27 protein-coding genes, 1 tRNA gene and 1 other RNA gene are annotated in these 26,389 nt (G+C 71.6%); 7 read left to right on the top strand and 22 right to left on the bottom strand.

All coding sequences use genetic code 11. From position 1 onward, the window contains the following. Positions 1 to 62: 62 nt before the first annotated feature. Both OG598_RS21705 and OG598_RS21710 read right to left on the bottom strand, forming a co-directional pair. Positions 63 to 1,406: a class I SAM-dependent methyltransferase gene (locus OG598_RS21705; protein WP_328650830.1), complete on the bottom strand. Its 1,344-nt coding sequence runs from the start codon at positions 1,404 to 1,406 to the stop codon at positions 63 to 65. Next, entirely contained in the window at positions 1,403 to 2,800 is a 1,398-nt protein-coding gene (locus OG598_RS21710) for an FAD-binding oxidoreductase (protein WP_328650831.1), read from the bottom strand. The genes OG598_RS21705 and OG598_RS21710 overlap by 4 nt, the downstream gene beginning before the upstream one ends. 93 nt (positions 2,801 to 2,893) lie before the next feature. Here OG598_RS21710 and OG598_RS21715 point away from each other — a divergent pair, with 93 nt between their 5' ends. Both OG598_RS21715 and OG598_RS21720 read left to right on the top strand, forming a co-directional pair. Continuing rightward, on the top strand, positions 2,894 to 3,364 hold the full coding sequence (locus OG598_RS21715) for an aminoacyl-tRNA deacylase (protein WP_328650832.1): 471 nt from the start codon (positions 2,894 to 2,896) through the stop codon (positions 3,362 to 3,364). 63 nt (positions 3,365 to 3,427) lie between these two features. Next, on the top strand, positions 3,428 to 4,141 hold the full coding sequence (locus OG598_RS21720) for an RICIN domain-containing protein (RefSeq protein WP_328650833.1): 714 nt from the start codon (positions 3,428 to 3,430) through the stop codon (positions 4,139 to 4,141). A 19-nt stretch (positions 4,142 to 4,160) separates the two neighbouring features. On the opposite strand, the gene OG598_RS21725 is transcribed toward OG598_RS21720, so the two are convergent. Beyond that, positions 4,161 to 5,516 (bottom strand): MFS transporter, encoded by a 1,356-nt coding sequence (locus OG598_RS21725; RefSeq protein WP_442931526.1) that lies wholly within the window; start codon positions 5,514 to 5,516, stop codon positions 4,161 to 4,163. A gap of 19 nt (positions 5,517 to 5,535) precedes the next feature. Here OG598_RS21725 and OG598_RS21730 point away from each other — a divergent pair, with 19 nt between their 5' ends. Continuing rightward, the gene (locus OG598_RS21730; RefSeq protein WP_442931344.1) at positions 5,536 to 6,525 is read left to right on the top strand and encodes a GlxA family transcriptional regulator; all 990 of its coding nucleotides are present in this window, start codon (positions 5,536 to 5,538) and stop codon (positions 6,523 to 6,525) included. Between the two features lie 227 nt (positions 6,526 to 6,752). On the opposite strand, the gene OG598_RS21735 is transcribed toward OG598_RS21730, so the two are convergent. The 8 genes from OG598_RS21735 to OG598_RS21770 all read right to left on the bottom strand — a co-directional run bounded on the left by OG598_RS21735 (position 6,753) and on the right by OG598_RS21770 (position 15,302). After that, on the bottom strand, positions 6,753 to 7,217 hold the full coding sequence (locus OG598_RS21735) for a hypothetical protein (protein WP_328650836.1): 465 nt from the start codon (positions 7,215 to 7,217) through the stop codon (positions 6,753 to 6,755). A gap of 28 nt (positions 7,218 to 7,245) precedes the next feature. After that, positions 7,246 to 9,198 (bottom strand): vWA domain-containing protein, encoded by a 1,953-nt coding sequence (locus tag OG598_RS21740; protein WP_328650837.1) that lies wholly within the window; start codon positions 9,196 to 9,198, stop codon positions 7,246 to 7,248. A 2-nt stretch (positions 9,199 to 9,200) separates the two neighbouring features. Then, the gene (locus OG598_RS21745; RefSeq protein ID WP_328650838.1) at positions 9,201 to 10,661 is read right to left on the bottom strand and encodes a sigma 54-interacting transcriptional regulator; all 1,461 of its coding nucleotides are present in this window, start codon (positions 10,659 to 10,661) and stop codon (positions 9,201 to 9,203) included. A gap of 57 nt (positions 10,662 to 10,718) precedes the next feature. Continuing rightward, a complete protein-coding gene (locus OG598_RS21750) occupies positions 10,719 to 11,795 on the bottom strand; it encodes a hypothetical protein (protein WP_328650839.1) in 1,077 nt (358 codons plus the stop codon). A 76-nt stretch (positions 11,796 to 11,871) separates the two neighbouring features. After that, the gene (locus OG598_RS21755; protein ID WP_328650840.1) at positions 11,872 to 12,522 is read right to left on the bottom strand and encodes a response regulator transcription factor; all 651 of its coding nucleotides are present in this window, start codon (positions 12,520 to 12,522) and stop codon (positions 11,872 to 11,874) included. Then, positions 12,519 to 13,763 (bottom strand): sensor histidine kinase, encoded by a 1,245-nt coding sequence (locus OG598_RS21760; protein WP_328650841.1) that lies wholly within the window; start codon positions 13,761 to 13,763, stop codon positions 12,519 to 12,521. Before OG598_RS21760 ends, OG598_RS21755 begins: the two co-directional genes overlap by 4 nt. A gap of 55 nt (positions 13,764 to 13,818) precedes the next feature. Continuing rightward, the gene (locus tag OG598_RS21765) at positions 13,819 to 14,325 is read right to left on the bottom strand and encodes a hemerythrin domain-containing protein (RefSeq protein ID WP_238683507.1); all 507 of its coding nucleotides are present in this window, start codon (positions 14,323 to 14,325) and stop codon (positions 13,819 to 13,821) included. Next, positions 14,322 to 15,302: an aldo/keto reductase gene (locus tag OG598_RS21770; protein ID WP_328650842.1), complete on the bottom strand. Its 981-nt coding sequence runs from the start codon at positions 15,300 to 15,302 to the stop codon at positions 14,322 to 14,324. The genes OG598_RS21765 and OG598_RS21770 overlap by 4 nt, the downstream gene beginning before the upstream one ends. A 70-nt stretch (positions 15,303 to 15,372) precedes the next feature. Here OG598_RS21770 and mgrA point away from each other — a divergent pair, with 70 nt between their 5' ends. Continuing rightward, a complete protein-coding gene (gene mgrA / locus OG598_RS21775; RefSeq protein WP_328650843.1) occupies positions 15,373 to 16,368 on the top strand; it encodes an L-glyceraldehyde 3-phosphate reductase in 996 nt (331 codons plus the stop codon). A 27-nt stretch (positions 16,369 to 16,395) separates the two neighbouring features. Here mgrA and OG598_RS21780 read toward each other — a convergent pair whose 3' ends face one another. Beyond that, a complete protein-coding gene (locus tag OG598_RS21780) occupies positions 16,396 to 17,334 on the bottom strand; it encodes a lytic polysaccharide monooxygenase auxiliary activity family 9 protein (protein ID WP_328650844.1) in 939 nt (312 codons plus the stop codon). A 124-nt stretch (positions 17,335 to 17,458) separates the two neighbouring features. On the opposite strand from OG598_RS21780, the gene OG598_RS21785 reads away from it, so the two are divergent. Then, the gene (locus tag OG598_RS21785) at positions 17,459 to 17,581 is read left to right on the top strand and encodes a 50S ribosomal protein L36 (RefSeq protein ID WP_030490864.1); all 123 of its coding nucleotides are present in this window, start codon (positions 17,459 to 17,461) and stop codon (positions 17,579 to 17,581) included. A 130-nt stretch (positions 17,582 to 17,711) separates the two neighbouring features. Then, complete coding sequence (locus tag OG598_RS21790; RefSeq protein WP_328650845.1) at positions 17,712 to 17,972, top strand: YciI family protein; 261 nt, start codon at positions 17,712 to 17,714, stop codon at positions 17,970 to 17,972. A gap of 50 nt (positions 17,973 to 18,022) precedes the next feature. Here the strand turns inward: OG598_RS21790 and OG598_RS21795 are convergent, their stop codons facing one another. From OG598_RS21795 to OG598_RS21805, 3 genes are all read right to left on the bottom strand, one after another. After that, complete coding sequence (locus OG598_RS21795; protein ID WP_328650846.1) at positions 18,023 to 18,484, bottom strand: SdpI family protein; 462 nt, start codon at positions 18,482 to 18,484, stop codon at positions 18,023 to 18,025. After that, positions 18,451 to 18,523: transfer RNA gene (locus OG598_RS21800), tRNA-Ala, on the bottom strand. Before OG598_RS21800 ends, OG598_RS21795 begins: the two co-directional genes overlap by 34 nt. Before the next feature lie 88 nt (positions 18,524 to 18,611). Continuing rightward, complete coding sequence (locus tag OG598_RS21805; RefSeq protein ID WP_112582369.1) at positions 18,612 to 19,202, bottom strand: YqgE/AlgH family protein; 591 nt, start codon at positions 19,200 to 19,202, stop codon at positions 18,612 to 18,614. Positions 19,203 to 19,523: 321 nt separating this feature from the next. Between OG598_RS21805 and mdlC the strand changes: the two genes are divergently transcribed. Further along, positions 19,524 to 21,119: a benzoylformate decarboxylase gene (gene mdlC, locus OG598_RS21810; protein WP_328650847.1), complete on the top strand. Its 1,596-nt coding sequence runs from the start codon at positions 19,524 to 19,526 to the stop codon at positions 21,117 to 21,119. Positions 21,120 to 21,125: 6 nt separating this feature from the next. Here the strand turns inward: mdlC and OG598_RS21815 are convergent, their stop codons facing one another. The 7 genes from OG598_RS21815 to ftsE all read right to left on the bottom strand — a co-directional run bounded on the left by OG598_RS21815 (position 21,126) and on the right by ftsE (position 26,286). Continuing rightward, on the bottom strand, positions 21,126 to 22,079 hold the full coding sequence (locus OG598_RS21815; protein WP_328650848.1) for a hypothetical protein: 954 nt from the start codon (positions 22,077 to 22,079) through the stop codon (positions 21,126 to 21,128). A gap of 45 nt (positions 22,080 to 22,124) precedes the next feature. Next, on the bottom strand, positions 22,125 to 22,634 hold the full coding sequence (locus tag OG598_RS21820; RefSeq protein WP_328650849.1) for a hypothetical protein: 510 nt from the start codon (positions 22,632 to 22,634) through the stop codon (positions 22,125 to 22,127). A 172-nt stretch (positions 22,635 to 22,806) separates the two neighbouring features. Further along, on the bottom strand, positions 22,807 to 23,484 hold the full coding sequence (locus tag OG598_RS21825) for a hypothetical protein (protein ID WP_328650850.1): 678 nt from the start codon (positions 23,482 to 23,484) through the stop codon (positions 22,807 to 22,809). A 69-nt stretch (positions 23,485 to 23,553) separates the two neighbouring features. Beyond that, positions 23,554 to 23,929: a transfer-messenger RNA gene (ssrA, locus tag OG598_RS21830) on the bottom strand. Between the two features lie 104 nt (positions 23,930 to 24,033). Further along, entirely contained in the window at positions 24,034 to 24,513 is a 480-nt protein-coding gene (gene smpB, locus OG598_RS21835) for an SsrA-binding protein SmpB (protein ID WP_124854050.1), read from the bottom strand. Positions 24,514 to 24,662: 149 nt separating this feature from the next. After that, positions 24,663 to 25,538 carry a permease-like cell division protein FtsX gene (gene ftsX / locus OG598_RS21840; RefSeq protein WP_112582377.1) on the bottom strand — a complete coding sequence of 292 codons (876 nt, stop codon included), beginning with the start codon at positions 25,536 to 25,538 and terminating at the stop codon, positions 24,663 to 24,665. Between the two features lie 67 nt (positions 25,539 to 25,605). Beyond that, a complete protein-coding gene (gene ftsE, locus OG598_RS21845) occupies positions 25,606 to 26,286 on the bottom strand; it encodes a cell division ATP-binding protein FtsE (RefSeq protein ID WP_030331491.1) in 681 nt (226 codons plus the stop codon). Between the last annotated feature and the right edge of the window lie 103 nt (positions 26,287 to 26,389).

Consider the following 26,389-nt stretch of genomic DNA (forward strand, 5'->3'; position numbering starts at 1 on the left):
CGCTTCGCGAGAAGCCGCGCCGACTTTTTCCGGCGCGGCTTCAGGCGGCGCTCAGCAGGTGATCAGGGCAACCAGTCCGGCCGAAGCGGATACCCGCTCACGCCGTTCGGGCCGTTGTGGGTGGCCAACACCTGGTGCAGCTGGATGCCGTTGCGTTCGAACGCCATCCGCGACCCGGCCATGTAGAGCCCCCACACCCGGGCGGTGCCCGCGCCCACCTCCGAGACACAGAAATCCCAGTGCTCGACCAGGTTGCGGCACCAGGCGGCCAGCGTCAGCGCGTAGTGCTGGCGCAGGTTCTCCTCGTGGTGCACCTCGAACCCGGCGTCGTGCACCTCGCTGATCAACCGGCCCGGACCGGCCAGCTCACCGTCCGGGAAGACGTACCGGTCGATGAACGCGCCCGAGCGGTGCGGCGCCCGGTTGTCCGCGCGGGTGATGCAGTGGTTGAGCAGCCGCCCGCCCTGCCGCAGCCGGCTGCGCAGCGACCCGAAGTAGGCCGGGTAGTTGCGCACCCCGATGTGCTCGGTCAACCCGATCGAGGAGATGGCGTCGAACTGCTCGGCCGGCGCGTCCCGGTAGTCGAGGTATCGCACCTCCGCCAACTCGGCCAACCCCTCCCGCTCGATGGCGGCCTGCGCCCACTGCGCCTGCGCCTTCGACAGGGTCACCCCGAGTGCCTTGACGCCGTACTCGCGGGCGGCGTGGCGCACCATGCCACCCCAGCCGCACCCGACATCCAGCAGCCGCATCCCCTTCTTCAGGGCCAGCTTGCCGGCGACCAGGTCGTACTTCGCCGCCTGGGCCTGCTCCAGCGTGTCGTCCGGAGACCGGAAAACCGCGCAGGTGTACGTCATCGACGGGCCGAGCACCTTCTCGTAGAAGGCGTTGGAGACGTCGTAGTGGTGCGAGATGGCAGTGCTGTCACGCACCCGCGAGTGCCGCAGCCCGTTCATCACCCGCTTCCAGCGGGGCTGCGCCTCCTGCGGCGGTGCCGGCGGCGGCATCAGCCGCTCCCAGCCCAGCCCACGGACCAGCGCCAGCCCCTCGGCCAGCGACGGTGGGCGTAACCGCAGCTCGTCCTTGAGTACCCGCAACGCCTCGTACGGGTCACCCGGGTGCACGCCCTGCAACGCCAGGTCACCACTGACGTACGCCCGGGCCATGCCCAGGTCACCGGGCGCGGTGAGCAGGTACGACAGCCCACGCTCGGAATGGATCGCCAGGGTGATGCCGGCGTCGGACGGGCCGACGGCGCTGCCGTCGTACCCGGTGATCCGCACCGGCAACGGCCCCATGGTGACCGCGCGGATGACATCCGCGACGGTCGGACCCGTGTGCCGGCCCCCCGCCGGCGGGGTGGCGGGGACGCTCGCCGCCCCCTGATCTCTGTCGGTCAGGCTCATGCTCGTGCTACCGCCTTTTCGTACAGTCCCGTCAGCCGGTGGTCCGGGTCGTAGCGGTCTTTCACCGCGCGCCACGTGTCGCCGCCGTAGAGGCGATCGAAGGCGTCCCGGTCGTAGTACGCGTCGGAATAGAGCGACTTGTGCCCGCCCGACTCCGACACCCTGCGTTCGATCGTGCGGTTGACGTCGCCGTCGGCGGCGCCGGGCGCGATCGGCACGCTCCCCCAGAACCCGATGTTGACGTAGTCCTGCCCGGGCCGCAGCGGATATAACGGCCAGGACCGCGCCGAGCCGGGCCCCGCCGGCTCACGCAGTCGCAACGGACACAGCCACACCGGGTTCATCCCCACCGCGCCGGCGAACCAGCGCAGGAAGTCGGCGGTACGGTCCAGCGGGATCTCCACGTCCTGCACGACCCGCTCCCGGGCCGGTTGCCCGCGCAGCCGGTCGATCCGGGCCGCCACCTGGTGACGGTGCTCCAGCCGGACCAGTCGGTGGTAGAAGTCGCTGCGCCGGTAACGCGCCGGCCAGAGCCTGCGCACGACCGGGTGCTGCGCGCCGAACGCCGACGAGCACCAGAACCAGTCGGTGTCCCAGCGCCACAGATAGTCGTACGCGGTGAGCACGTCGCGGGTGCGCTGGCGCAGCGACCGGTAGTAGATCGCCTGACCGGTGTAGTCGCTGGGCGGGTCGGCCCCGTCGGTGAACGTGGCGAAGATCAGGTACGCCTCGCCGGGGCTGAACATCACCCCGTCCATCGCGTCCACCGGAACACCCGCCCAGGACCGGGTGGCGGTCACCTCCGCTATCGCGTCGGTCAGCGCCTCCAGTTGGGTGAACCTGACGTTGCGCAACGCCACATACCGGCCGACCGGTTGCAGCTCGATGCGCAGCCGGGTGGCGTACCCGAGGCTGCCCAGCGAGTTGGGGAACGCGGTGAACAGGTCGGCGTGCTCGCCGTCCGGTCGGGCGGTGATGATCTCGCCTGAGCCGGTGAGCACGTCCAACTCCTGGACGGACTCGTGCGGCAGGCCGTTGCGGAACGAGGTCGACTCGATCCCGAGGCCGGTCACCGCGCCGCCCAGCGTGATGGTGCGCAACTGTGGCACCACAAGCGGCATCAGGCCGTGCGGCAGCGTCGCGTCGACCAGGTCCTCGTAGGTGCACATGCCCTGCACGTCGGCGGTACGGCCGGCCGGGTCGACCGACAGCACACCGTTCAGGCCACTCACGTCGAGCCCCGGAGTCCGGGGAGCGGACCGGGGACGGAACAGGTTGGAGGTGCGTTTGGCCAGCCGGACAGGCTCGCCCGTGGGCACCGCGGCGTACGACCGCCGCAGCGTGTCCACCGCTTGATCATGGTCAATCGGTTGATCCACACGCTCAGCGCGCATGTGATCACCTTACGCGCGCCGTTTGGAAACCGTGGGATGTCGGCGGTGGCAGTTTCCCGTCCGGTGGCAGGCCCGGCGGCTACCGTGGCGGGCATGCCATCGCCAGCGATCACCGCCCTGGACGCCGCCCAACTGCCGTATCGGCTGGTCAGCCACGGTGCGGTGGGCAGTCTCGCGGAGGCCGCCGCCGCCCGGGGCGTGGCCGTCCCCGACGTGGTCAAGACGATAGTGGTCCGGCGTGGTGAAGACGATCACCTGTTCGTGCTCACCCCCGGCGACCGGGTCATCTCCTGGCCCAAGCTGCGCGCCCTGCTCGGGGTGCACCGGCTCTCCATGCCGGACGCGGCGGGCGCCCTGGCCGCCACCGGTTACGAACGCGGCACCATCACCCCGTTCGGCGCGAGCACTGCCTGGCCGGTGGTCGCCGACGAGCGACTGCGCGGCCGGGAGATCACCCTGGGCGCCGGCGAGCGCGGTCTCGCCATCGCGATCGACGCCGACGCCGCGATCGCCGCCCTCGGGGCCACAGTGGCCGACGTCACCGACCCGCAGCCCACCCGCTGAGCGTCGCCGCCCCCGCACCACCGGGCTGGCTCCGGCGCGACGTCGTGGGTGAGGATGGCGCGTATGTCCGCGCCCGAGGAACGTCCCGACCCCGCCGGCACCGTCTACGGCGGTCACCGGGCACCGCGCTCCGGGCCGCTGGCCGACCCGTTGCTGCGGGTCGCGGCGGCGGTCGGGGCTGTCGGCGTACTCCTGGGGGTCGTCTTCGCCACCGGGCTGCTCGACGGTGACGACGAGCCGTCCGTGCCGGCGTCGGTCGGTACGCCGTCCACCGCGGCGCAGCCCAGTGAACCGGCCGGCGAGCCGAGCCCTACCGCACCGGCCGAGCCGTCACCGACCCCGTCGGCCAGCACGCCGGCCGCCCCGCCCACCGGGCCTCGGGTGCTGCGCGCCGCCTCGGGCCTCTGCCTGGGGCTCGACGGTGACGGCAAGGAGGCCCAGGCCGAGTTGGCAGTGTGCACCGGCACCCCGGAGCAACAGTGGGTGGTCAGCCCGGCCGGCGCGGGCGTGCTGACGTTGACCAACGCCGCGTACGGGCAGTGCCTCGACGTCGAGGGTGGCAGTGGGGACGACGGCGCGCGGTTGCTCCAGTTCCCCTGCCACGGTGGGGCCAACCAGCAGTGGCGGTTCGGTGGGACCGGCACCAGCGCCGTGCTGCTCGTCGCCGTGCACAGCGACAAGTGCGCCCAGGCCGACGACGACGCCGTCGAGGCCGGCGACGACATCCGGCAGCGACAGTGCGACGGGCGGCCGGCCCAACAGTGGACACTGGGCTGAGCGGCCGACGCGTCGCGGTTCAGCCCCGGAAGCTCCACGCCCTGGGCGCGGTAGCGGCGACCAGCACGGCATCCGGCACCGCTCGGCCCGGTCGGCGGCGCAGCAGCAACGACAGCCCGGCGGCGCCGATCGACAACGCGCCCGCCACGTACCAGGCCATCGCGTAGTCGCCCAGCCGGTCCCGGACCAGGCCCGCGCCGGTCGCGGCGATCGCCGCGCCGAGCTGGTGCGCGGCGAACACCCAGCCGAACACCACAGCTCCGGCGCCACCGAAGTACTCCCGGCACAGCGCCACCGTCGGCGGCACGGTGGCCACCCAGTCCAGGCCGTAGAAGACGATGAACACCAGCATGCTCGGCTCGGCGGTGCCGGAGAAGAGGCTCGGCAGCACCAGCAGGGACAACCCGCGCAGCGCGTAGTACATGCCGAGCAGCAACCGGCTGTCCACCCGGTCGGTGAGCCAGCCGGAGGCGATGGTGCCGACGATGTCGAAGAGCCCCACCAGGGCGAGCAACCCGGCCGCCGTGGTCTGGGCCATGCCGTGGTCGTGCGCGGCCGGCACGAAATGCGTACCGACCAGGCCGTTGGTGGTCGCCCCGCAGATCGCGAAGCCCCCGGCCAGCAGCCAGAACGGTCGGGTCCGGGCCGCGGTGGCCAGCGCGCCGAGCGCCCGGGTCGCCGCGCCGCCGGTCGGCTGCGGCGCCGCGACGACCTCGGTCGCCCCGTAGGCGGGCAGGCCGAGATCCGCCGGGTGCTCGCGCAGCAGCCACACCACCAGGGGTACGACCGCCAGCGCCGCCACGGCCACCACGAGTGCGGCGCTACGCCAGCCGTGGTCGCGTACCAGGATGGCGATCAGTGGCAGGAACACCAGTTGCCCGGCCGCCCCGCCGGCGGTCAGCACTCCGGTGACCAGGCCCCGTCGGTGCACGAACCAACGGCCGGTGACGGTGGCCACGAACGCCAGCGCCATCGAGCCGGTGCCCAGCCCCACCAGCACACCCCAGCAGAGCAGGAGCTGCCAGCTGGCGGTCATGAAGACCGTCAACCCGCTGCCCGCGGCGACCAACAGCAGTGCCACCGAGACCACCCGGCGGATGCCGAACCGGTCCATCAGGGCTGCCGCGAACGGCGCGGTGAGCCCGTAGAGCAGCAGGTTGACCGATACGGCCGCGGAGATCGTGGCCAGGGGCCAACCGAACTCCTCGTGCAGCGGGTGCAGCAGCACCGACGGGGTGGCGCGGAAGCCGGCCGCGCCGACCAGCGCCACGAAGGCGACGGCGGCGACCAGCCAGGCGGGATGCAGACGGCGGTTCTTGGTCACCTGACAAGTCTGAGCCGGGCCACTCACCTCGACGAGTGGCCGGAAAGCCATCATGCGCAATAATCGGGCCATGAGCGCTGGCCCGCACCGGATCGCCGTACTCGCCCTGCACCAGGTGGTTGGCCTGGACCTCGGCACCCCGTCCCAGGTCTTCAGCACGGCCCGGGCCGCCGACGGGACACCGTTCTACGACGTGCGGGTGTGCACGCCCGGCGGGCGGCCGGTGCGCAGCACCGCCGGCTTCCAGGTGGTCCCCGACCACGGTCTGGAGCTGCTCGACACAGCGGAAACGGTGATCGTCCCGGGCATCCACGACGGCACCGCGTTGACAGCGGGCGTCATCGAGCCGGAGGTGACCGAGGCGCTGCGCGCGGCGTACGAGCGGGGTGCCCGGATCATGTCGATCTGCACCGGAGCGTTCGTGCTCGCCGCCGCCGGGCTCCTCGACGGGCGGCGGGCGACCACCCACTGGGCGTACGCCGAGCGGTTCCGCCGCCTGCACGCCCGGGTGGACCTCGATCCGGACGTGCTCTTCATCGCCGACGACCGGGTGCTCACCTCGGCCGGAGTCGCCGCCGGCATCGACCTCTGCCTGCACGTCATCCGCCTCGACCACGGCAGCGAGGTGGCCAACCGGGCGGCCCGCCGCTGCGTGATGCCACCATGGCGCGACGGCGGTCAGGCACAGTACATCGAGCAGCCGGTGCCGAAGGCGGCCGACACCAGCACGGCGGGAGCCCGGGAGTGGGCGCGGCAGCGGCTGCACGAGCCGATCGCGCTGCGCGACCTGGCCGAGCAGGCGCGGATGAGCGTGCGCACCTTCACCCGACGCTTCCGGTCGGAGACCGGCCTGAGTCCGGCGCAGTGGCTGCTGCAACAGCGCACCGACCACGCGAGACTGCTGCTGGAGACGACCGACCTCACCGTCGATCAGATCGCCCACCGCTGCGGTTTCGGCACCACCGCCGCCCTCCGCCAGCAACTCCACCAACGCATCGGCGTGACCCCCTCGACCTACCGCCGCACCTTCCACCCCCGCCCAGCCCTAGCCAAAACCTGACCCGCCCCGCCCCGGCGCCTCCCGGCCCCGCGATCTTGCATTTACTGTTGTTGATTTGCCCTCTTATGCGACTTTTGTCGGGACAGAAAGTGCAAGATCGGCGGAGGGCTTGGGGCGGGGTGGGCAGCACTGGTGCGAGCGTGATGTCTGTGGGTCATCGTGATGACCCACAGACATCACGCTCAATTGGGCAAGACCTGCGACGCCGACCGGCCGATCGGCGTCGCTCAGGACCGAAGGACGTGCAGTTGAGCCTGGTGCTTGGGCAGGTGCACCCGGGTGTGCAGGTCCAGGGTGCGCGACCAGGGCAGCGGCTCGTCGACGACGAGGTCGAAGCCCTCGCGTAGGTGCGTCTCGACCGGGGTGTCCGCTGCCAGGCCGAGCTGGTCGACCAGCCCGCACAGCCGGTCGCTGGTGCCGTGCAGCAACGCGGTGAGGCCACGCAGACCACCCTGCTCGGCGGCGAGCGCGTCGAGCTGCGGGCGGTGCATGTCCTCCGCCAACTCGTAGTAGGCGAACGGCGACCCGGCCAGCAACGCCTCGGTGGCCTGGATCATCAGCTCGTCGTTGGCGACCAGATGCGCGACGATCTGCTCGGCACTGAGCTGCCCCTCCGGAGCCGGACCGAACCCGCCTGCGTCGACCTCCGCGAACAGGGCGCCGTAGGCCCGCCGCATTCCCCCGCTCTCCATCCCCCCAGTCAACCTGTCCCAACGGGAGTTAGCGGCGGGATTGGCGGGAGCGGAGGTAGTCGCTGACCACGTACTCGCCCAGGTCGTCGGTGTCCGGGGTGAACATGCGGCCCCGGCTGCGGCGGGCCACCGCGTCGACGAAGCGCCGCAGGCCCGGGTCGTCGCCGAGCATGAACAGGTTGAGCGTGGCACCGTAGCGGCTCAGCCGATCGACCTCGCGGACCGTCGCCTCGATCGTCTCCGGCAGCGGCGGCCAGTGGAACAGCGCCTCCCCGTCGTCCGGGTCCAGGTGAGCGGTCGGCTCGCCGTCGGTGACCACCAGGACGATCGGCTCGGCGTCCGGGTGCCGCCGCAGGTGCCGGCCCGCCAACCGCAGCGCGTGCTGGAGGTTGGTGCCCTGCTCCATGTCCGGCTCCACGGCCGCCAACTCCTGCTGGGTGAGCGTCATCGCCTCCCGGCCGAAGCCCACGATCTGCAGGGCGTCCTGCGGGAAGCGCGTCTCCATCAGGTGTGCCAGCGCCAGCGCCGTCTGCTTCATCGGCCCCCAACGACCCTGAGAGATCATCGAGTACGACAGGTCGACGCAGAGCACCACAGCGGCCGAGGCCCGCCTCTCGGTTTCCACCACCTCGAAGTCGTCCACCGAGAGCTGCACCGGGACCGTCGGCCCGGCCCGACTGACCGCCCGCGTCAACGTGCGGACCACGTCCAACGGTTGCTCATCGCCGTACTGCCAGGGCCTGGACGCGCCGCTGACCTCGCCCGCCGCACCGGCCGAGCGGAGGTCGTGTTGGCCGCGCGGCCCGGCGGTCAGCTCCGCGAAGACCTGCCGAAGCGCAGTCCCGCCGAGCCGGCGCAGCGCCTTCGGGCTCAGTGTGAGCCCCTCCGCGTCCCGACTGAGCCAACCCTGGCGGCGCAGCTCCCGCTCCAGGTCGCGCAGCCGGCGAACGTCGTCGGCCGCGTCCCGGCCCAGCGTGCGCGCCACCGCGTCGACGTCCACGTCGTCGAGGGTCGCCCCCGGGTGTTCCTGGTCGAGCTGGTCCAGCAGGTCGTCCAGGTCGCCGATCTCACCCAGCGCGCCGGCCGCGTCGGCGTAGTCCAACGGCTGGTCGCCGCGGACCCGCTCACCCCGCCCCCAGCGCAGGTCGGGTCGCAGCGCGCGCAGATTCGCGTCGAGCGCCGACAACTCCCCCGCGAGGCGGTCGCCGAGCGACTGCTGCATGAGGCCAGCCAGCTCGGCGCGCTGCCGCTCGGAGAGCGAGTTCATCAGCCGCTCCCCGGCCGCCGCCCGGCGGGCCAGTACGTCGATCAACTCGTCGACGTTCTCCGGCTTCTCCGGAAAGAAGTCGCCATGTCGGCGCATGAACTCGGCGAACGCGTCGGTGGTGTCCTCCGCGCGACCGTGCCGGGCGAGCAGGTCGTTCAGGTCGCCCATCATCTCGCCGAGCCGCTGCTGGGCGCCCGGGTCGGCGGAGGCGCGCACCGCGTCGCGCAGCCCCGCGAAGCGCTGGCCGAGCACGTCGTCGCGGAGTTGGTCGAGGATCTGCTGGTACGAGCGGCGAGCGTCGTCGCTGGCCCACTGGTAGCCGGACAACTCCTCCACCGCCCGCGCCGTCGAGCGCGGCAGATTGTCCAGCACCGCCTCGGCGAACCGCGCGGCGTCGTCGTCGCGACCCCGCAGCTCGTCCCGCTCGGCGGCGAGGGCCTGGTCGAGCAGGGCCTGGGCCCGAGTCACCGCCCCGTCCAGGTCGCCCCTGCGCAGCGCCTCCCGGCGCAGCCGCCGAGCCCGGGCGGCCAGGTCGTCCAGGCCACCCCGTCCCTGCGGGCCACGGCGCAGCAGGTCACGCAGCGCCTCCCGCAGGCTGCCGCCGGCCAGCACCTCGGCACCGACCGCGTCCACCGCCTCGCGCACGTCGTACGGGGGTGCGAGCGGGTCGGGCCCGCCGTTCCACTGCCCGTAACGGAACCGGTTGCCGGCCACAGTCAGCCCCGGCCGCCGTAGACGGTGCGCCCCGAGTCGGTGACGTCCTTGCCGAGCCGGCGGGTCAGGTGCAGCCCTTCCAACACGAACTCGACGGCGGCAGCAGCCTCCTCCGAGGTGGGCGCGTCGCCCAGGTCGAGCCGGTCCAGGACCTTCGCCAACCCGGGTACGGTGCCGACCTGGCGCAGCAGCTCGGCGGCGCTGACCAACTCGCCCGTCTCGATCGCGGCGCCGTCCTCGACCAGTGCGGTGAACCCGGACAGGTCCAGCCCGGCCAGGTGGGCCCGGAACGTCTCGGCCGTCGCGGTCCGCAGCAGGTGCGCGAGGATCTCGGTCTCCCGGCCCTCCTCGCCGCTCTCGAACTCGACCTTGCCACGCAGCGTGCTGGTCACCGACACCGCGTCACCGACGCGGGCAACGGCGGCCTCGGGGCGTCCGTCCGGGGTGTCGGAGGCGGCGAGCAGGCCGGCGCGCCGCAGCGCGGCACCGGCGACCGTCTCGGCGGCGGCGATGGCGAATCGGGCGGAGACACCGGAGCGCGGGTCCACCGACGGCGACTCCCGGACGGCGCGGGCGAAACGGGCCAGCACCTCCAGCACGTGCTCCGGCACCTCGGCGACCAGGTCGGCCTCCTGGCGGATCAGCGCCAGCTCCAGCTCCAGGTCGACCGGGTAGTGGGTGCGGATCTCCGCGCCGAACCGGTCCTTGAGGGGAGTGATGATCCGGCCCCGGTTGGTGTAGTCCTCCGGGTTGGCGCTGGCCACCAGGAGCAGGTCCAGTGGCAGGCGCAGCTGGTAGCCGCGAACCTGGATGTCCCGCTCCTCCAGCACGTTGAGCAGCGCCACCTGGATGCGCTCGGCCAGGTCGGGCAGCTCGTTGACGGCGAAGATGCCCCGGTTGGTGCGCGGCACCAACCCGAAGTGAATGGTCTCCGGGTCGCCGAGGGTACGACCCTGGGCGATGCGGATCGGGTCGACGTCGCCGATCAGGTCCCCGACACTGGTGTCCGGGGTGGCCAACTTCTCGCCGTACCGCATCGAGCGGTGCAGCCAACCGATCGGCAGGTCGTCGCCCGCCTCGGCGACCTGGGCGCGGGACGCCGGGGTGAGCGGGTGCATCGGGTGCTCGTTGAGCACCGAGCCGGGCAGAACGGGGGTCCACTCGTCGAGCAACGCGCCCAGTGAGCGGATCAGCCGGGTCTTGCCCTGGCCACGCTCGCCGAGCAGCACCATGTCGTGCCCGGCGAGCACTGCCCGCTCGACCTCGGGCAGCACCGTGTCGTCGTAGCCGACGATGCCGGGGAATCGGGTCTCGCCGGAACGCATCCGGGCGAGGAGGTTGTCGCGGAGTTCCTGCTTGACGGTGCGGTACTGGTGACCGGCCGCCCGTAGCGCGCCGAGCGTGCCGGGCAGGTCGGCCGGTGGAACCGGGATTACCGGGGTAGGCGCAGTCACCCGACCCACGCTAGCTCACATTCGCGAGGGTGCCCCGGGCATCGGGGGGCACCCCGGCTACCACAGTCAGCCCCGGTCGCAACGCCGGCAAATGCCGCGGCGGCGCAGGTGGTACGCGTAGGTGGCCGCGCCGAGCGCCACGCCCCACACCGGCCAGAGCAGCATCGGCGCCCCGGTGATGCTGAGCCCGCCGGTGAGTTCCCAGAACTTCGGGTTGCTGAGCAGCCCCAGCGAGGCCGCGGTAACCGAGATGGCGACCAGGGTGGCCGGCACCACTGCCAACGTCACCGGCACCCGCCGACCGGCGAGGCCGCCCATCCAGCGCGGGAACCGCTCGCCCCAGCGTTGCACCAGGCCGAGGGTGAGGATCGCGCCGACGGTGGCGAACGCGGCCAATCCGAACCCGGCCCAGACCAGCCCGGTGTCCTGCATCTCGGTCAGGAACTCGCGGGAGATGCCGAGCGGGATGCCGGCCGCCCAGGCGAACCGGGTCAGCGCGTACGTGAAGGGGATGGCCGCGGCGATGCCCACGGCCCACCGGCCCCAGCGGGTGGCGGCGGCCGGGGTGATCCACCCTCGGTCGGTGTGGTTGCGGCCGCAGCCCGCGCACGCGGCGGCGGTGCGGCGCTGCCAGGCGAGCACCGCACCGGCCAGCAACAGCCCGCCGGCCAGCGCGGCGAACCGGCCGAACAGCGCCCAGTTGAAGATGTCGGCGTAGTCGACCGGCGGCCACCCGAACGGCGCCCCGACGATCAGTATCGGCAGGTAGCCGAGGACGATCAGCACCCGGACGTCCGGCACGACCAGCACGAGCACGAACGCGACCGCCCAGCCGTAGCCGGCGAGCAGCGCCCGCAGCGGGCCGGGTGGGCGCGCCGCCGGGCGGCTCATGGCCAGGGCGGCCACCGCTGCGGTGAGCAGTACGCCGGCGAAGAGCGGGGTGGCCACCTCCACCGGCACCAGGCGCAGCAGGCTGACGTCGCCGCCGTTGGCGTCGTTCGGGCCGAACGGGTAGCCGGCGCCGGTGAGCGTGCCGATCAGGGCGAGCACGCCCCACAGGCCAAGCCAACCGGCGGCCAGTGGGGCCAGCCGGTCCGGCCAGCGGGAGTCGGTACGGGACGGGGAGGCAGTGATCGTTGTCATGCTCTCAGCCTCGACGGACAGCCACCGGATTCCCTCCCGGCGAGCGGTGAACCCGCTCCCCCGGTGGAGGGACCGATCAGCCCGACGGGGTGACGAAGCCGGACTCGTAGGCGGCGATGACCGCCTGCGTACGGTCGCGGACGCCCAGCTTGGCCAGCACGTTGCCGACGTGCGTCTTGACCGTCTCCACCCCCACCACCAGGTGCGCGGCGATCTCCGGGTTGGACCGGCCGGTGGTCATCAACCGCAGCACCTCGGCCTCCCGTTCGGTGAGCCGGGCGCCGCTCAACCGGTCGCCGCCCGCTGGCCCGTACGCGCCGACCAGTTGGCGGATCGCGGCCGGGAAGAGCAGTGACTCGCCGGCCGCGACCACCCTCACCGCCTCCACCACCTCGGCGGGCCGGGCCCGTTTGAGCAGGAACCCCGAGGCGCCGGCGCGCAGCGCCTCGTAGACGTACTCGTCGTTGGCGAACGTGGTGACCACCAGCACCCGGGGCGGGTCGGCGGAGGTGGCCAGCAGGTGTCGGGTGGCCTGGATGCCGTCGATGCCGGGCATCCGCACGTCCATCAGCACCACGTCGGGCCGGTGCCGGGCGACCAGCGGCGGCACCTCGGCGCCGTCCGCGGCCTCGGCGAGCACGTGCAGGTCCGGTTGGGCGTCGATGATGGCTCGCAGCCCCACCCGGATCAGCTCGTCGTCGTCGACGATCAGCACTCCGGTGGTCATGTCGTCTCCTCGTACGGCAGGCGGGCCCGGATCAGCCACCGGTCACCGTCGGGGCCCACTGTGAGCCGGCCGCCGAGCAGCAGCACCCGCTCCCGCATGCCGTCCAGGCCTCGACCGCCCCGCCCGCGCGGGCCTCGGCCGGGGTGGCGCACCGCGTTGACCAGCTCCAGCTCCAGTGCGTCGCCGTGCAGGTCCAGGCGTACCGTCACCGGCCCGTGGCCGTGCCGGGCCGCATTGGTCAGTCCTTCCTGGACGATGCGGTAGCCCTCCCGGGAGACCACAGCGGGCACCCGGGCCGGGTCGCCGGCGCGTTGCGCGTGCACGGCCAGGCCGGCCGCGCGGGCGTCGGTGACCAACCGGTCCAGGTCGGCGAGGGTACGCTGCGGCGCCACCACGGGCCTGTCGCGTCCGTTCTCCCGGAGCAGCCCGAGCACGTGGTCGAGGTCGTCCATCGCGGTCCGTCCGACGTCCTCGATGGCGGTGAGCGCTCGCCGGACGAACTCGGGGTCGGTGTCGAGGACCTCGCGGGCCGCCCCGGCCTGGAGGGTGGCCACTGTCAGCGCGTGACCGACCGAGTCGTGCAGCTCCCGGGCCAGCCGGTTGCGTTCGGCGAGCCGGGCGGCCCGTGCTTCGAGGGCGGCGATCCGCTCCGCCTGAGCCGGGCCGAGCAGCACCGGTGCCATGGATCCGGCGAGCGCGCCGAGCCCGGCTACGGCGTAGCCGAGGCCGACCAGCAGGAGCACCCCGGCCACTGTCAGCCAGCCGCTGTCCTGCCCGTCCAGTGGCCCGAACTGTTCCCTGCTGGTCAGCTCGGTGCCGATGCCGAACTGTTGGGCGATGAACGCCAGCGCCATCGGCAGGGCGCTGAACAGCGCGATCATCACCACGGCGCCGACGATGAGGTGGGTGGCTATCCAGAGCGCGCTGCGCAGCCGGGTCTCCCGGTCGCCGTGGTGCCCGGGCGCGGGTTCGGGCAGGTCGACACCGAGCAGCGCCCGGACTGCGGCGATCTCCAAGGCTCGGCTGCCGTCCAGCAGCAGCGGGACGACAGCGATCAGCACGGCGATGAGCAGCAGGACGTAGACCAGCGGGCGGGGGATCTCCGAGTCACCGAGCAGTTGGGCGAAGGTCACCGCGAGCAGCCCGTACGGCAGCGCCAACACTCCGCCGAGCAGCAGGAACACGCCGCGTCGCCACGTGCTGCCGGCGACAAGCGGGGCCAGCGCCGCTCGGAGGGTCATCCCGTCATTCTGCGACCGGAATCGGTTGCGGCGAATCCCCCGCACCGGGGAGATCTCAGCGGTGGTCGGCGACGTACTGCTGCGGGTCCTTGTCGCGGAACGGGAGGTTGCGGCCGTTCTTGTGCTCGCCGTAGAAGGTGAGCCAGCGTTGGCCCAGCTCGGCGCGGAGTTCGGTGCTGGCATGCCGGCGGAAGTCGGGCAGCGCCTCGTCCTCCTCTTCGGCGAGGTGTTCGCTGTTCTCCCGGCGGGCGTTGCCGACCGCCTCCCACCACTGATCCGAGCCGACCGGGTGCAGTTTCGCCTCGGCGATGGCGTCGCGGATCTTGTTGTGGTCGCCGATCGCGTCGGCGGTCTCGTCCTCGCCGTCGTCGCCGTGCTTGACCAGGTGCGGGTAGAGGATCGCCTCCTCCGCCTCGGCGTGGATGTCCAGGTGCAGGGCGAGGGCGTCCCAGATGGCGAGCATTTCCTGCTCGTCTCGGGCGTCGTCGAGGCGGGCGAAGCCACGCCGGAAGGCGGCGTGGTCGTCCAGGATCAGCGCGGTGATGTCGTCCACTGTGCTCACTTTCCGGTTGGTGTGCCGAACCTGGCACGCAGCATCGCCGGCATCGCGGCGAGTCCGGTGATCGGGCGGAAGCGTTTCGCTGCCTCGGCCAGCGCCGTGTACTCGTCGTCGGCGAGGTCGATGTCGGCGGCGGCGGCGTTGCGTTCCATCTGCTCGACCCCGGACGCCCCGGGGATGGCGAGCACGTTCGGGTGGCGCAGCAGGTAGGCCAGCGCGATCTGGCTGGGGGTGGCGTCGTGGGCGTCGGCGACCTGGCGCACCGTGTCGATCAGGGCGGCGCCGCGCTCCAGGTTCTCCGGCAGGAAGTACGGGTTGGCGCGCCGGACCGCGCCGGTCGGCGGGTTCTTGGCGTCGTAGCGGCCGGAGAGGAACCCCTGCGCCAGCGGGCTGTACGCGATGACCACCCGGCCGGCCTGCCGCGCGTACGGCAGCAGGTCCTGCTCGGGTGCGCGGTCCAGCATGCTGTAGCGGACCTGGTTGCTGAGCACCCGCCGGCCGAGTGCCGCTTCGGCGACCTGCCAGCGGCGCAGCCCGTAGTTGCTCACGCCCACCTCGCCGACCAACCCGACGTCCTGGAGGGTCCGCATGCCGCGCATCGTGGTGTGGTCGGATACCAACGGGTTGGGCTGGTGCACCTGGTAGAGGTCGATGCTGGTGACGCCGAGCCGGGCCGCCGAGGCGACCGCTCGTTGCTGCACCACGGCGGCCACCGGCAGCACCGGCAGGATCTTGCTGGCGACCACCACCTTCGGCCGGTCGTCGCCGAGGGCCGCGCCGAGGATGCGTTCGCTGCGCCCGAAGCCGTAGATCTCCGCGCTGTCGAAGACCGTCACGCCCAGCTCGACGGCCCGCCGGACGATCTGCGCCGCCTGCCGCTCGAAGTCCGGGCCGTACCCCCATTCCCGGGAGCCGAACTGCCAGGTGCCCAACCCGATCTTGGACAGCGGTTTCGGAGTGTCGAGCGCAATGAAACGCATGGCGTCGAAACTACCCCGATGTCCCGGTTTCCACGCCCGATCCGCGCCACGGTGGGCCGGAGCTAGGCTCATGATCGTGACTTACCTCGCTGCGGATGACCGCTACGACACCATGACCTACCGGCGCAGCGGACGCAGTGGCCTGCGGCTGCCTGCCGTCTCGCTCGGGCTGTGGCACAACTTCGGTCCGGACCGCCCGTTCGAACGGCAGCGCGACATCGTGCGCCGCGCCTTCGACCTGGGTGTCACCCACTTCGACCTGGCCAACAACTACGGCCCGCCGCCCGGTTCGGCGGAGGAGAACTTCGGCCGGATGCTCGCCACCGACCTGAAGCCGTACCGGGACGAGTTGGTCATCTCCAGCAAGGCCGGGTACCTGATGTGGCCCGGCCCGTACGGCGAGTGGGGCTCGCGCAAGAACCTGATCTCGTCGCTGGACCAGTCGCTGGGCCGGATGGGGCTGGACTACGTCGACATCTTCTACTCGCACCGGTTCGACCCGGACACCCCACTGGAGGAGACGATGGGGGCGCTCGACGCCATCGTCCGCTCCGGCAAGGCGCTCTACGTCGGCATCTCGAACTACAACTCGGAGCAGACCACGCGGGCAGCCGCGATCCTGCGCGAGCTGGGCACGCCGCTGCTGATCAACCAGCCGTCGTACTCGATGCTCAACCGCTGGACCGAGTCCGACGGCCTGCTCGACACGCTGGAGCAGGTCGGTGCGGGCTGCATCGCGTACAGCCCGCTGGCCCAGGGCCTGCTGACCGACCGTTACCTGGGCGGCATCCCGGCCGACTCGCGGGTTCGCACCAGCGTCTTCCTCAACGAGAGCGACCTCAGCGAGGAGAAGATGGCCACCATCCGTGGGCTCGGCGCGGTCGCCGAGCAGCGCGGGCAGTCCCTCGCCCAGCTCGCGTTGGCCTGGGCGCTGCGTGACCCGCGGATGACCAGCCTGATCATCGGGGCGAGCAGCGTCGAGCAGTTGGAGACGAACATCGCCGCGCTGGACAACCTCGAGTTCACTGCCGACGAGTTGGCCGAGATCGAGCGCCACCTGGGCTGAACGCCGTCGGGTCCCGGGCGGGTCGGATCACCAGATCCGGCGCCGCCCGGCCCGGTGGTTGCGCACCTCGCACTGCCGACCCACCGGTGCGGCGGCGCTGCGACGTCGCCGTCCGGCACCGATCAGCAGCAGCGCCAGGACCAGCACGGCGGCGGCACCGGCCAGCACCGGCCACCGGCCGCCGAGGTTGGTCACCGACGCCACCGGCACGCCCGGGTCGGCCGCCGCCGCCACCGCCGTCTCGGTGGCGGCCGGCCCACTCGCTGCGGTACGCGGAGCAGCCGCCGCGCTCTTCGTCGCGGCGGCCTTCGTCGGGGTGGCGGTGGCAGTGGCACCGGTGGCCGTGGCGCCACGGAACACCACGTCCGAGCAGGAGTAGTAGGTGTCCGGCGTGTTGGAGTTCTGCCAGATCGTGTAGATCAAATGTCGGCCGCTGCGGCCCGCCGGCAGCCGGCCCGCCAACTGGTACGCCCCGGCCCGCACCGGCGGGTCGGTCAGCGTCAGAAACGGGCGCGACTCCAGATCCGCCCAGGTCAGCTTCTTGCGGGGGTCGTAGTCGGGCGTGGTGACGTAGAGCCGGAAGGTGCCCCGGTGCTCGATGGTGGTCCGGTAGCGGAAGGTGAACCTCGCGCCGGTGGTGACAGTGGTGCTGGGCCAGTCGGTGCGGGCCAGGTCCAGTCCCCGGTACGCGGACAGTCCGCCGCTGCACAGCTCACCGTCCGGGATCCGTTCCCGATCTCGCCCGTTGACAGTGGAAACGCGCACGTTGTCCCATTCGCGGACCGCCGCGCCGGCCTTGACCGCCGCCCGGCAGGCACTGGTGGCCGCGTACCGGCCCTCGGGGCCACAGGCCGCCGCGCGACTGATCGGGTCGGTCGGGGCACCGTGGGCGGCGGCGGGCGTGGCGGCCAGGGGCACTGTCGCGGCAGCGACCAGCACCGTGGCGAGGAGCCGGCGTACGGGCATGAGGATGACCTCCGCCCACTGGTACGGCCGGGAGACGGCAAAGGTTCGACGCTGACCGGCCGGGAATCCTGCGGGTGGGTGTGGCGTTTCGATACTCGGAACCGCTTGCACCGAGGAGGCAGACATGAAGGTACGTAGCTCGTTGCGTGCACTGAAGCAGAAGCCGGGTTCGGTGGTGGTCCGCCGTCGCGGCCGGGTGGTCGTGGTGAATCGCGCCAACCCGCAGTGGAAGAGCCGCCAGGGCTGATTCAGCCCTTACCGGACATCTAGTCGCCAACGCCCTGACCGGGTCCTCCGGTCGGGGCGTTTTGCGTGCTGAGGCGGTTCGCCGGATCGACTACTGTGATTCGGAAGATCGCCCCGACGAGGAGGAGCCGGTGTTCATCTTGGAGCTGTCCTTCGGCGACGCACCCGACCGGCTCGCCGCCCGACCGGCGCACCGGGAGCGTCTCCAGGCCCTGCACCAGGAGGGCCGGCTGGTCATGGCCGGGCCGTTCGCCGACGACTCCGGAGCACTGCTGATCTTCGACGTCCCGGACGCCGCAGCGTTCGCCGCTGTCGTCGCCGAGGACCCCTACTACCGGACCCCCGGGGTCACGATCGTCAGCCAGCGGGAGTGGTCACCGATCGTTCGGTAGCCGCGGCTTCGACGATGCCCTGGCTGCCACTGTCCGGGTGGCCGGCCGACTCACGACTCGTCGTCCACCGCGAGCGCGGCACGGTTGCCGACATGGCCAAGGTAGAGCAGGTAGGGCACGACCAGCACGGCGAGCACCAGGACCGCCGCGATCACCGGCGGATCACCGAAGGCGGCGCCGAGGATGACCGGCAGCGGGGACACGACCGCCAACAGCATCCCGGTCCGATGGAAGGGGCGCTCGACCCGGCGGTGTGCCGCGTACCAGTGCTCGGTCGATCTCATGGTCGCGGTGGTCCGCACCCCGGGGCTGCGGTACCTGTCGACCGACGGCCGCACTGACGCTCTGGCGGTGAATGCGACGAGCCATCCGAGGAATGCGTAGACCACCGAGATGAACGCTCCGGCCAGCAAAGGCCACCTCCTGACGCAGCAAAACGCCCTGGTCGGATTATCCCGACCAGGGCGTTTCTCAAGGGTGGAGCCGAGGGGACTCGAACCCCTGACCCCCACACTGCCAGTGTGGTGCGCTACCAGCTGCGCCACGGCCCCTTGCTGTCGTCCCGGTCGCCCGGGCACTGGGAAACTATACACAGACCGGCTCGCATGGTCATCTCGCGGGGTCCCCCGCCGGACCGGGTCAGTTGAGCGCCACGTCCGGCGGGAAGTGCGCGACGGCGGCCATCATCCCGCCCTGCCGGCGCAGCACCATCGGCCACAGGTCGTCGGGCCGGTCGACGAAGGCGTCCCCGGGAAGCCCGTCCAGCACGAACCAGGACCCGTCGGCGATCTCCTGCTCCAACTGGCCGCTGCCCCAGCCGGAGTAGCCGGCGAAGACCCGGATGCCGCCGATGCTCTCCCGCAGGCGCTCCGGGTCGACCGAGAGGTCGATAGTGCCGACCGCCCCGGAAACCTGGTGGAAGCCCTTCACCCGGCGCATCGGGTGCCGCATCCGGGCGAGGCAGATGGCCGAGTCGGGCTGCACCGGGCCACCCTCGAAGAGCACCGCCGGGTGGCGGGCCAGGTCGCTCCAGTCACCGAGCACCTCGGCCACCGGCACCTCGGTGGCCCGGTTCAGCACCACGCCGAGCGCGCCGCCCGGCTCGTGGGCGACCAGCAGCACGACAGTACGGTCGAAGTTCGGGTCCTTGAGCGCCGGAGTCGCGACCAGCAGCCGTCCGGTCATCGACTCCATCGCTCGTCCGCCGATCGCCTGGCCCTCTCCCTGCATGCCACACACCCGTCAACCGTGAGCCCGCGCCGGGGGCCGGTCATCGACCGGATCCGCCCGCCGCATCGGGTTCAGCCGCCCTGTCAACGCCATGCCTGGCACCATAGCCTGCGTGCTGGGTGCTGGCTAAGGTCTGACCGGCGGGTGATCGGACAGTTAAGACGAAGGGCCGAGGCACCCGACGGCGGACCTCCCGGTGATCGACCGATCGGGACCACCGACGGCCGAGAAACGCCCGAAAGGTCCGTCACATCCCGATAGATTCGGCTGATCGGGAGGGCGACCGCGGTTGCCCCTGCCCGCGACACGGAGGCGGGTGCGATGGCAACTGTCCGGGACGCGACGTACGACGTGCTCCGCACCCTCGGTATGACCACCGTCTTCGGCAACCCCGGCTCCACCGAGGAGCCGTTCCTCCAGGACTTCCCCGCCGACTTCCACTACGTCCACGCGCTGCACGAGGCGACGGCCGTCGCGATGGCCGACGGCTACGCCCAGGCCAGCGGAGTGCCCGCCCACGTCAACCTGCACACCGCACCGGGCACCGGCAACGGCATGGGCAACCTGGTCACCGCCTGGCACAACAAGACCCCGCTGATCGTCACCGCCGGCCAGCAGACCCGGGAGATGCTGCTCCTGGAACCCCGACTGGCCAGCCGCCGACCCACCGAGCTTCCGCAGCCCTACGTGAAGTGGGCCTACGAGCCGGCCCGGGCGCAGGACATCCCCGCGGCGATGCTGCGGGCGTACGCGACGGCGGTGCAGCCACCGGCCGGGCCGGTCTTCCTCTCCCTGCCGATGGACGACTGGGCCCAGCCAGCCGACCCGCCGCCCGCGCCGCGAACGGTGGCCACCCGGTTCGCGCCGGACCCCCAGCGGATGGAGGAGTTCGTCCGGGTGCTGGCCGGCAGCCGCAACCCGGTGCTCGTGTACGGGCCGGGGGTGGACCGCTCCGCGAGCTGGGCGACCGCTGTCGCGCTGGCGGAGCGGCTCGCCGCGCCGGTCTGGTCGGCCCCCGCCACCGAGCGGGCGGTGTTCCCCGAGGACCACCCGCACTTCCGCGGCGTGCTGCCGTACGCGATCGGTCCGCTCGCCGAGGCGCTGCGTGGGCACGACACGGTGCTGGTCGTCGGCGCTCCGGTGTTCCGCTACTACCCGTACGTGCCGGGCGGGCACCTGCCCGACGGCGCCCGACTGCTGCACATCACCGACGACCCCGACGAGGCCGCGCGAGCCCCGGTCGGCGACAGCCTGCTCAGCGACCCGGGGCTGGCCCTGGCCGCGCTGGTCGAAGGGGTGCCGCCGAGCGACCGGCCGGCACCCACACGACGGGAAGCACCACCACCGCCGGAGGTCGGCACCCCGCTGAGCGCCGACGCCCTGTTCGCCGCGCTGGCCGCACACTGGCCGGCCGACGGCGTGCTGGTCCAGGAGTCACCATCCAATCTGTCCGCGCTACGTCGTCAGCTGAAGATCACCCGCCCGGCGTCGTACTTCACGATGGCCAGCGGCGGCCTCGGCTACGGCCTGCCGGCGGCGATCGGCATCGCACTGGCCGAGCGGGACACCGGGCGCGGTCGCCCGGTGGTGGCGGTGATCGGCGACGGCTCCTTCCACTATTCGGTGCAGGCACTCTGGACGGCCGCGCGCCTGGCACTGCCGGTGGTGGTCGTCGTCCCGGTCAACCAGCAGTACGCGATCCTCAAGGCGTTCGCCGAGCTGAAGCACACGCCCGGGGTGCCCGGCCTGGACCTGCCGGGGTTGGACGTCATCGCGATCGCGGCCGGCTACGGCTGTGCCACGCAGGTGGTGGAGACCCCCGACCAGCTCGGCGCGGCGCTCTCCGCCGGGCTGCGCGCCGACCGGCCCACTGTGTTGCCGGTGCCGATCAGCACCGACGTGCCCAGCATTCTCTGAGCCCAGTCAGCGCGGTGCGATCGCCAGCGGGGCGCCGGTGAAGACGTCCAGCACCGGCCGGCTGCCCAGCGGCGCCGCGAGGGTCACGGTGACCGGCTCCAGTTTCAGCAGATCGATACATTCGCCGGTGGCCCGGGTGACGCCGCCACCGACCACCACGACGTCCGGCCGTTCCCACACCAACGGCGTGATCCCGGTGTCGCACGCGCCGACGCCAAGGCGCACGGTCAGCCGTGCGTCGTCGACGGCGGCCAGGTTCTGGGCCGCCACCAACCCGTCCGGCAGTGGCCGGGCCGGCGTGGTCGGTTCGGAGACGGGGGTGACTGCCGTCGGCGCGACGGCGAGCCGGACCACCGGGGTGGCCAGCTCCTTGACGGTGAACAGCCAGGCCGGGACCTGTGCCACGCCTCGGCTCGTGCGCACCGGCACGGCGCCGAACGTGACAGCGGTGACGGTGAGCGGGAGACAGGCGGTCTGCGTGCTGCTCGTGGTCCACCCGTCGGGCCCCGGTTCGACAGTGGGGCCGCCGGGGGTGGGCCGACCGGGCCGCTTCGGCCGCCCCGGGCAGGGCAGTGGGTCACCCTGGTCGAGCTGCCGGTACGCCTCGGCGGCGCTGACCAACGGCAGCCTCAACCGTCCGTCCGGGAACTGGATCTCGCCACCGACCCGGGTGGGCGGTATTCCGACCTGCGCGCGATACCACCCGGCCCGGAAGGCCGCCTCGGTCTCGGGGGTGAAGCCCGGGTCACCGGTGAGCACTGTCGGCCCCTCCAACGGCACGTAGCCCGTGCGCCAGTCGGGGCCGGGCCGCCACGCCTCGGCGACCTGAGCGGCCCGCTGGTCGAACGCCTTCGCCCCGTGCGTCGGGCTGGGCGGGCCGCCGGCCGGACCGGCGTCGGTAGCGGCACAGCCCGTCAAGAGCAGCAACGGGAGTACGAGCAACAGGGCAGGCCGATTCATCTACGGTTCGACGCCTCCGCCGACCGGCCGGTTCCCGACCCCAGGTCAGGTCTCGCCGCCCAGATCCGTCTGGTACGCCTCCCAGAGCAGGTCGGCGCCGCGCCGCCGATGCCGGGCCAGCCTCCGCAGCAGGTGCCCGGCCCGGTGTCGCAGCTCATCGGGGCGCGTCCCGGGCCGCTCGGCGATCTGCTGGACCGCCAGGATCGCGGCGACGATCGCCACGTGCTCCCGGGTCAGCAGCCGCACCCCGTGGTCCAGCCGCGGCGACTGGGTGAGCAACTCCCGGTAGAGGCCGGTGGGGCCTTCGGTGACCCGGACGTGCTCGGCGAAGCCCTGCCGCACCGGCCACAGCCGAAGGAGAACCTCTTCGCGCCAGCGCGGCTCGGTGCTGGCGACGGCGACGGCCCGGCCGAGGGCGTGCACGTCACCGGCGAGGCCGGCCGGGCGCGGCGCGCCGGGTAGACCGCTGGAATGTGGATCGGCGGGGAGCCCCGCCGGATGCGCGACGCGCGGTCGGGCGACGACTGACGGCTGCTGGACCGGACCGGTGACCATTTGGCACCTCCCGCGGCGGCGCTGCTACCCCATACCGCGATGGTGAGGCTGCCCGGCCTGCCCTGTCCAGGGCCCTGAGCCGTCTCATCTGCCCCGTTGAACACAATGACCCCACCAGCCACGCTGGTGTGGCCCCCGGCGCTGCACGGGCCTCCTGGGACGTACGACCGCCTCAGTCGGTCGACGGGCGCTCCGCCAGCCGGCGCAGGTGGTCGGCCACGGCGCGCGCGTCGCCGGCCCGCTCGTCGCCCGGTCGACCCGTCGTGATCGCCTCGGCCAGCGCGCGCAGCTCGGACGGCGGCAGGACGGGCAGCCCCATGCCGCGCAATGGGATGGTGACCCCCCGGGCACTCCCCGGGTCGGTCACGAGGATGGCCCGCACCTGCGGTCCGCCGGCCGCACCGTCGTCGTCCGCCTCGCGGTACGACACCGCGCCGGACTCGATCCGGGCGGTGGCGAGGTCGACGGTGCGGGTGCGCAGCGCGCCGCGTACCCGCGCCCGGCTGCCGTCCAGCCAGGCGGCCGTGCGGAGCACCCGCAGCACCAGGTAGAGGCCGAGCAGGACGAAGGACAGGCCACACAGGCCGATGAACGGGCTGGGACCGGGCTGGTGCGGGTCGGCGGAGTCGCGTAGCCCGGGCGGCAGCAGCCCCGGTGGCAGGTCGCGAGCCTCCTCATAGGAGGCGAACGCGTCACCCGGGCCGGTCAGCCGGCGCAGCAGCCCGTCGGCGACGAGGGGCAGCGCCACGAACGCCGCGCCGACTGTCGTGAGCAGGACGCCGAACACCACCGCCACGACGCGCTGGCCGGGCGACGCGCCGACCGACAGGCGCAGCTCCTGGTTGGTCACAGGAGGCAGCGTAAGACCCCGCGAACAACGAAGCGCCCCGGCTGGTGGGCCGGGGCGCTTCGTTCGAGGTGGTGGAGGTGCCGGGAATCGAACCCGGGTCCTTCGCCGGTTTGTCAGGGCTTCTCCGAGCGCAGCTCGCTGTGCCTCTACTCGGCCCCACCGCTCACGCGAGCAAGTTGGTGTGACGGGCCCAGTCGCTGATTAATCTCGCCGCACGGACCCCGCGACCGGGTCCGATTGGCCAGCCTCCTAGCTGATGCCGGCTACTGGGACGAAGGCGTTCCCAGGCCGACAGACTTAGCTACTCGCCTCAGGCGGCGAGAGCGAAGTCAGCGCGATTTTGCTTGGCGCTTATAAGTTTCCGACGACCGATTCTCGAGACGACGTCGGCTTCCTCGGCTCGCTTCCCCTGTCGCTGCGTACGAAGTCGAAACCAGTCACCCCCTCGACAGGCCACCGATGTGGCGGCACTGACAAGACTAACGCCTGCCGCAACAGCTTTCATCCCGAGCCCCGGGCCAGCACGCCGACCCGGACAAACAGGATGAACTAGTCGTCCATGCCCTTGCCTCGTCGACCGGACACCCGGGCGATCTCCCGGTCCGCGTCCCGCTTGGCGAGGTCCTGACGCTTGTCGTACGACTTCTTGCCCTTGGCCAGGGCGATCTCGACCTTGGCCCAGCCGTCCGAGAAGTAGACCTGCAACGGGACGATGGTGAAACCGCCCTCGCGGGTCCTGCCGAGGAGCTTGTCGATCTCGCCCCGGTTGAGCAGCAGCTTGCGGGTACGCCGGGGCTCATGGTTGGTCCAGGTGCCCTGGGTGTACTCCGGGATGTGCATCGCGTGCAGGAACAACTCGCCGTCACGTTCCTGCGCGAACGCGTCGACAAGTGACGCTCGCCCGGCCCGCAGCGACTTGACCTCGGTGCCGGTCAGCGCCATGCCCGCCTCGTACGTGTCGAAGATGGCGTAGTCGTGACGCGCCTTCTTGTTGGAGGCGACCACCTTGCGCCCCTTTTCCCGTGGCATCGGTGCCACCCCCTCTCCTGGCGTCTGCGGCCGGGCTCACCCCGGCCGGACAACCGATCATGCTACCCGAATCACAAGGACCCTCCCGCGCCGTTTATTTCCGGCTGCGGGAGGGTCCTCGGGAGACGACGGGACGACCCGTACGGTGCCTAGACCCGCAGGTAGAAGCGCAGGGTGATCCAGGCGGTGCCCGCGCTGACCAGACCACCGACGCCGGCCATCAACGGGAAGATGAACAGGATGTCGCCCCAGGTGATCGGCGAGAGCAGACCCTGCAACGCGCTCAACGACCCGTCGAAGAGCAGATACTTCGCCGCGACCAGGGCCACCAGACCGAGCAGTGAACCGATCAGGCCGGCCACCACGGCCTCCAGCACGAACGGCGCCTGGATGAACCAGTTGGACGCGCCGACCAGCTTCATGACCGCAACTTCACGCCGCTTGCTGTACGCGGCCACCTGAATGGTGTTCGCGACCAGCAGCAGGGCGGCGACAGCCATCACGATGGCGGCGGCCAGCGCGATGTTCTGGATCGCGGTGAGGATGTTGAAGATCTTGTCGAGCAGTCGACTCTGGTCGACGATCTCCTCGACACCCTCGGTGTCCTTGTACTGGTCGTAGACGTTCTTGTACTGCTCCGGGTTGTTCAGTGTGAGCCGGAACGACTCGGGCAGCTGGTCCGGCTTGACGGCGTTGACCAGGTCCGGCGCGTCCTGGTACATCGACTTGAAGCGCTCGTACGCCTGGGCCTTGTCGACGTAGATGACCTCCTTGACCAGGGGGTCGCCGTCGAGCTTGGTCTGCAGGTCGGTGCGCTGCTGCTCGCTCACCTCCTGCTCCATGAAGATCGAGACCTGGATGTTCTTGTAGTAGAGGTCCTTCATGTCGTCGACCTGGCGGTACATGAGACCGCTGGCGCCGAGCATGGTCAGCGAGACCGCCATCGTGATGATCATCGCGATGGACATGGTCACGTTGCGCCACAGTCCGACCAGTACCTCGGACAGGACGTATTTCACGCGCATCGGGATTTCCTCCGGGTCTCCGGCATGAGGTGTTCGTCGTCAGGCTGCGCAGGGGTGGAGCGCCGGCTCACCCGTAGACGCCGCGGGCCTGGTCACGCACGATGCGACCGCTCTCAATCTCAACGACGCGGCGGCGCATCTGGTTCACGATGTTGGAGTCGTGGGTGACCATCACGACGGTCGTGCCGGTGCGGTTGATCCGGTCCAGCAGGCGCATGATCTCAATCGAGGTGTCCGGGTCCAGGTTTCCGGTGGGCTCGTCCGCCAGCAGGATCAGCGGACGGTTCACGAACGCCCGGGCGACGGCGACCCGCTGCTGCTCACCACCGGAGAGCTCGTGCGGGTAGCGGTGCTCCTTGCCACCGAGCCCGACCAGCTCCAGCACCTCCGGCACGACCCGGCGGGCAACCGCCTTCGTCTTGCCGATCACCTCGAGGGCGAACGCCACGTTCTCGTACGCGGTGCGGTTGGGCAGCAGCCGGAAGTCCTGGAAGACGCAGCCGATCGAGCGCCGGAAGTGGGGTCGCTTCCAGGAACGCATCGACGTGACGTCCTTGCCGTTGACGACGACGCGCCCCTTGTTGGGGGCCACCTCGTGCAGCAGCATTTTGATGATCGTGGACTTGCCGGAGCCGGATGGACCGATGAAGAAGACGAACTCGCCCTTCTCGATCGAGACGGACACGTTGTCGAGCGAAGGCCGGGACGCCTTCGGGTACGTCTTCGTCACTTGCTCAAGCTGAATCACGGGTGGTGAGTCTACGCGGTGTAACAACTGAGCCAAGCCCCACGCCCCGCCGATCCGGCACGAGTCGTCGAATCAGGCTTCTACCTGGAGATCGACGACGCGC

The sequence above is a fragment of the Micromonospora sp. NBC_00330 genome (assembly GCF_036136635.1).
GTDB classification, from domain to species: Bacteria; Actinomycetota; Actinomycetes; order Mycobacteriales; family Micromonosporaceae; genus Micromonospora; species Micromonospora salmantinae.

What these genes read in the sequence shown, in the direction of transcription:
- OG598_RS21705 (WP_328650830.1), bottom strand. Translation starts at nt 1,406, where the DNA reads ATGAGCCTGACCGACAGAGATCAGGGGGCGGCGAGCGTCCCCGCCACC.
- OG598_RS21710 (WP_328650831.1), bottom strand. Translation starts at nt 2,800, where the DNA reads ATGCGCGCTGAGCGTGTGGATCAACCGATTGACCATGATCAAGCGGTG.
- OG598_RS21715 (WP_328650832.1), top strand. Translation starts at nt 2,894, where the DNA reads ATGCCATCGCCAGCGATCACCGCCCTGGACGCCGCCCAACTGCCGTAT.
- OG598_RS21720 (WP_328650833.1), top strand. Translation starts at nt 3,428, where the DNA reads ATGTCCGCGCCCGAGGAACGTCCCGACCCCGCCGGCACCGTCTACGGC.
- OG598_RS21725 (WP_442931526.1), bottom strand. Translation starts at nt 5,516, where the DNA reads ATGGCTTTCCGGCCACTCGTCGAGGTGAGTGGCCCGGCTCAGACTTGT.
- OG598_RS21730 (WP_442931344.1), top strand. Translation starts at nt 5,536, where the DNA reads ATGAGCGCTGGCCCGCACCGGATCGCCGTACTCGCCCTGCACCAGGTG.
- OG598_RS21735 (WP_328650836.1), bottom strand. Translation starts at nt 7,217, where the DNA reads ATGGAGAGCGGGGGAATGCGGCGGGCCTACGGCGCCCTGTTCGCGGAG.
- OG598_RS21750 (WP_328650839.1), bottom strand. Translation starts at nt 11,795, where the DNA reads ATGACAACGATCACTGCCTCCCCGTCCCGTACCGACTCCCGCTGGCCG.
- OG598_RS21755 (WP_328650840.1), bottom strand. Translation starts at nt 12,522, where the DNA reads ATGACCACCGGAGTGCTGATCGTCGACGACGACGAGCTGATCCGGGTG.
- OG598_RS21760 (WP_328650841.1), bottom strand. Translation starts at nt 13,763, where the DNA reads ATGACCCTCCGAGCGGCGCTGGCCCCGCTTGTCGCCGGCAGCACGTGG.
- OG598_RS21770 (WP_328650842.1), bottom strand. Translation starts at nt 15,302, where the DNA reads ATGCGTTTCATTGCGCTCGACACTCCGAAACCGCTGTCCAAGATCGGG.
- mgrA (WP_328650843.1), top strand. Translation starts at nt 15,373, where the DNA reads ATGATCGTGACTTACCTCGCTGCGGATGACCGCTACGACACCATGACC.
- OG598_RS21780 (WP_328650844.1), bottom strand. Translation starts at nt 17,334, where the DNA reads ATGCCCGTACGCCGGCTCCTCGCCACGGTGCTGGTCGCTGCCGCGACA.
- OG598_RS21785 (WP_030490864.1), top strand. Translation starts at nt 17,459, where the DNA reads ATGAAGGTACGTAGCTCGTTGCGTGCACTGAAGCAGAAGCCGGGTTCG.
- OG598_RS21805 (WP_112582369.1), bottom strand. Translation starts at nt 19,202, where the DNA reads ATGCAGGGAGAGGGCCAGGCGATCGGCGGACGAGCGATGGAGTCGATG.
- mdlC (WP_328650847.1), top strand. Translation starts at nt 19,524, where the DNA reads ATGGCAACTGTCCGGGACGCGACGTACGACGTGCTCCGCACCCTCGGT.
- OG598_RS21815 (WP_328650848.1), bottom strand. Translation starts at nt 22,079, where the DNA reads ATGAATCGGCCTGCCCTGTTGCTCGTACTCCCGTTGCTGCTCTTGACG.
- OG598_RS21820 (WP_328650849.1), bottom strand. Translation starts at nt 22,634, where the DNA reads ATGGTCACCGGTCCGGTCCAGCAGCCGTCAGTCGTCGCCCGACCGCGC.
- smpB (WP_124854050.1), bottom strand. Translation starts at nt 24,513, where the DNA reads ATGCCACGGGAAAAGGGGCGCAAGGTGGTCGCCTCCAACAAGAAGGCG.
- ftsX (WP_112582377.1), bottom strand. Translation starts at nt 25,538, where the DNA reads ATGCGCGTGAAATACGTCCTGTCCGAGGTACTGGTCGGACTGTGGCGC.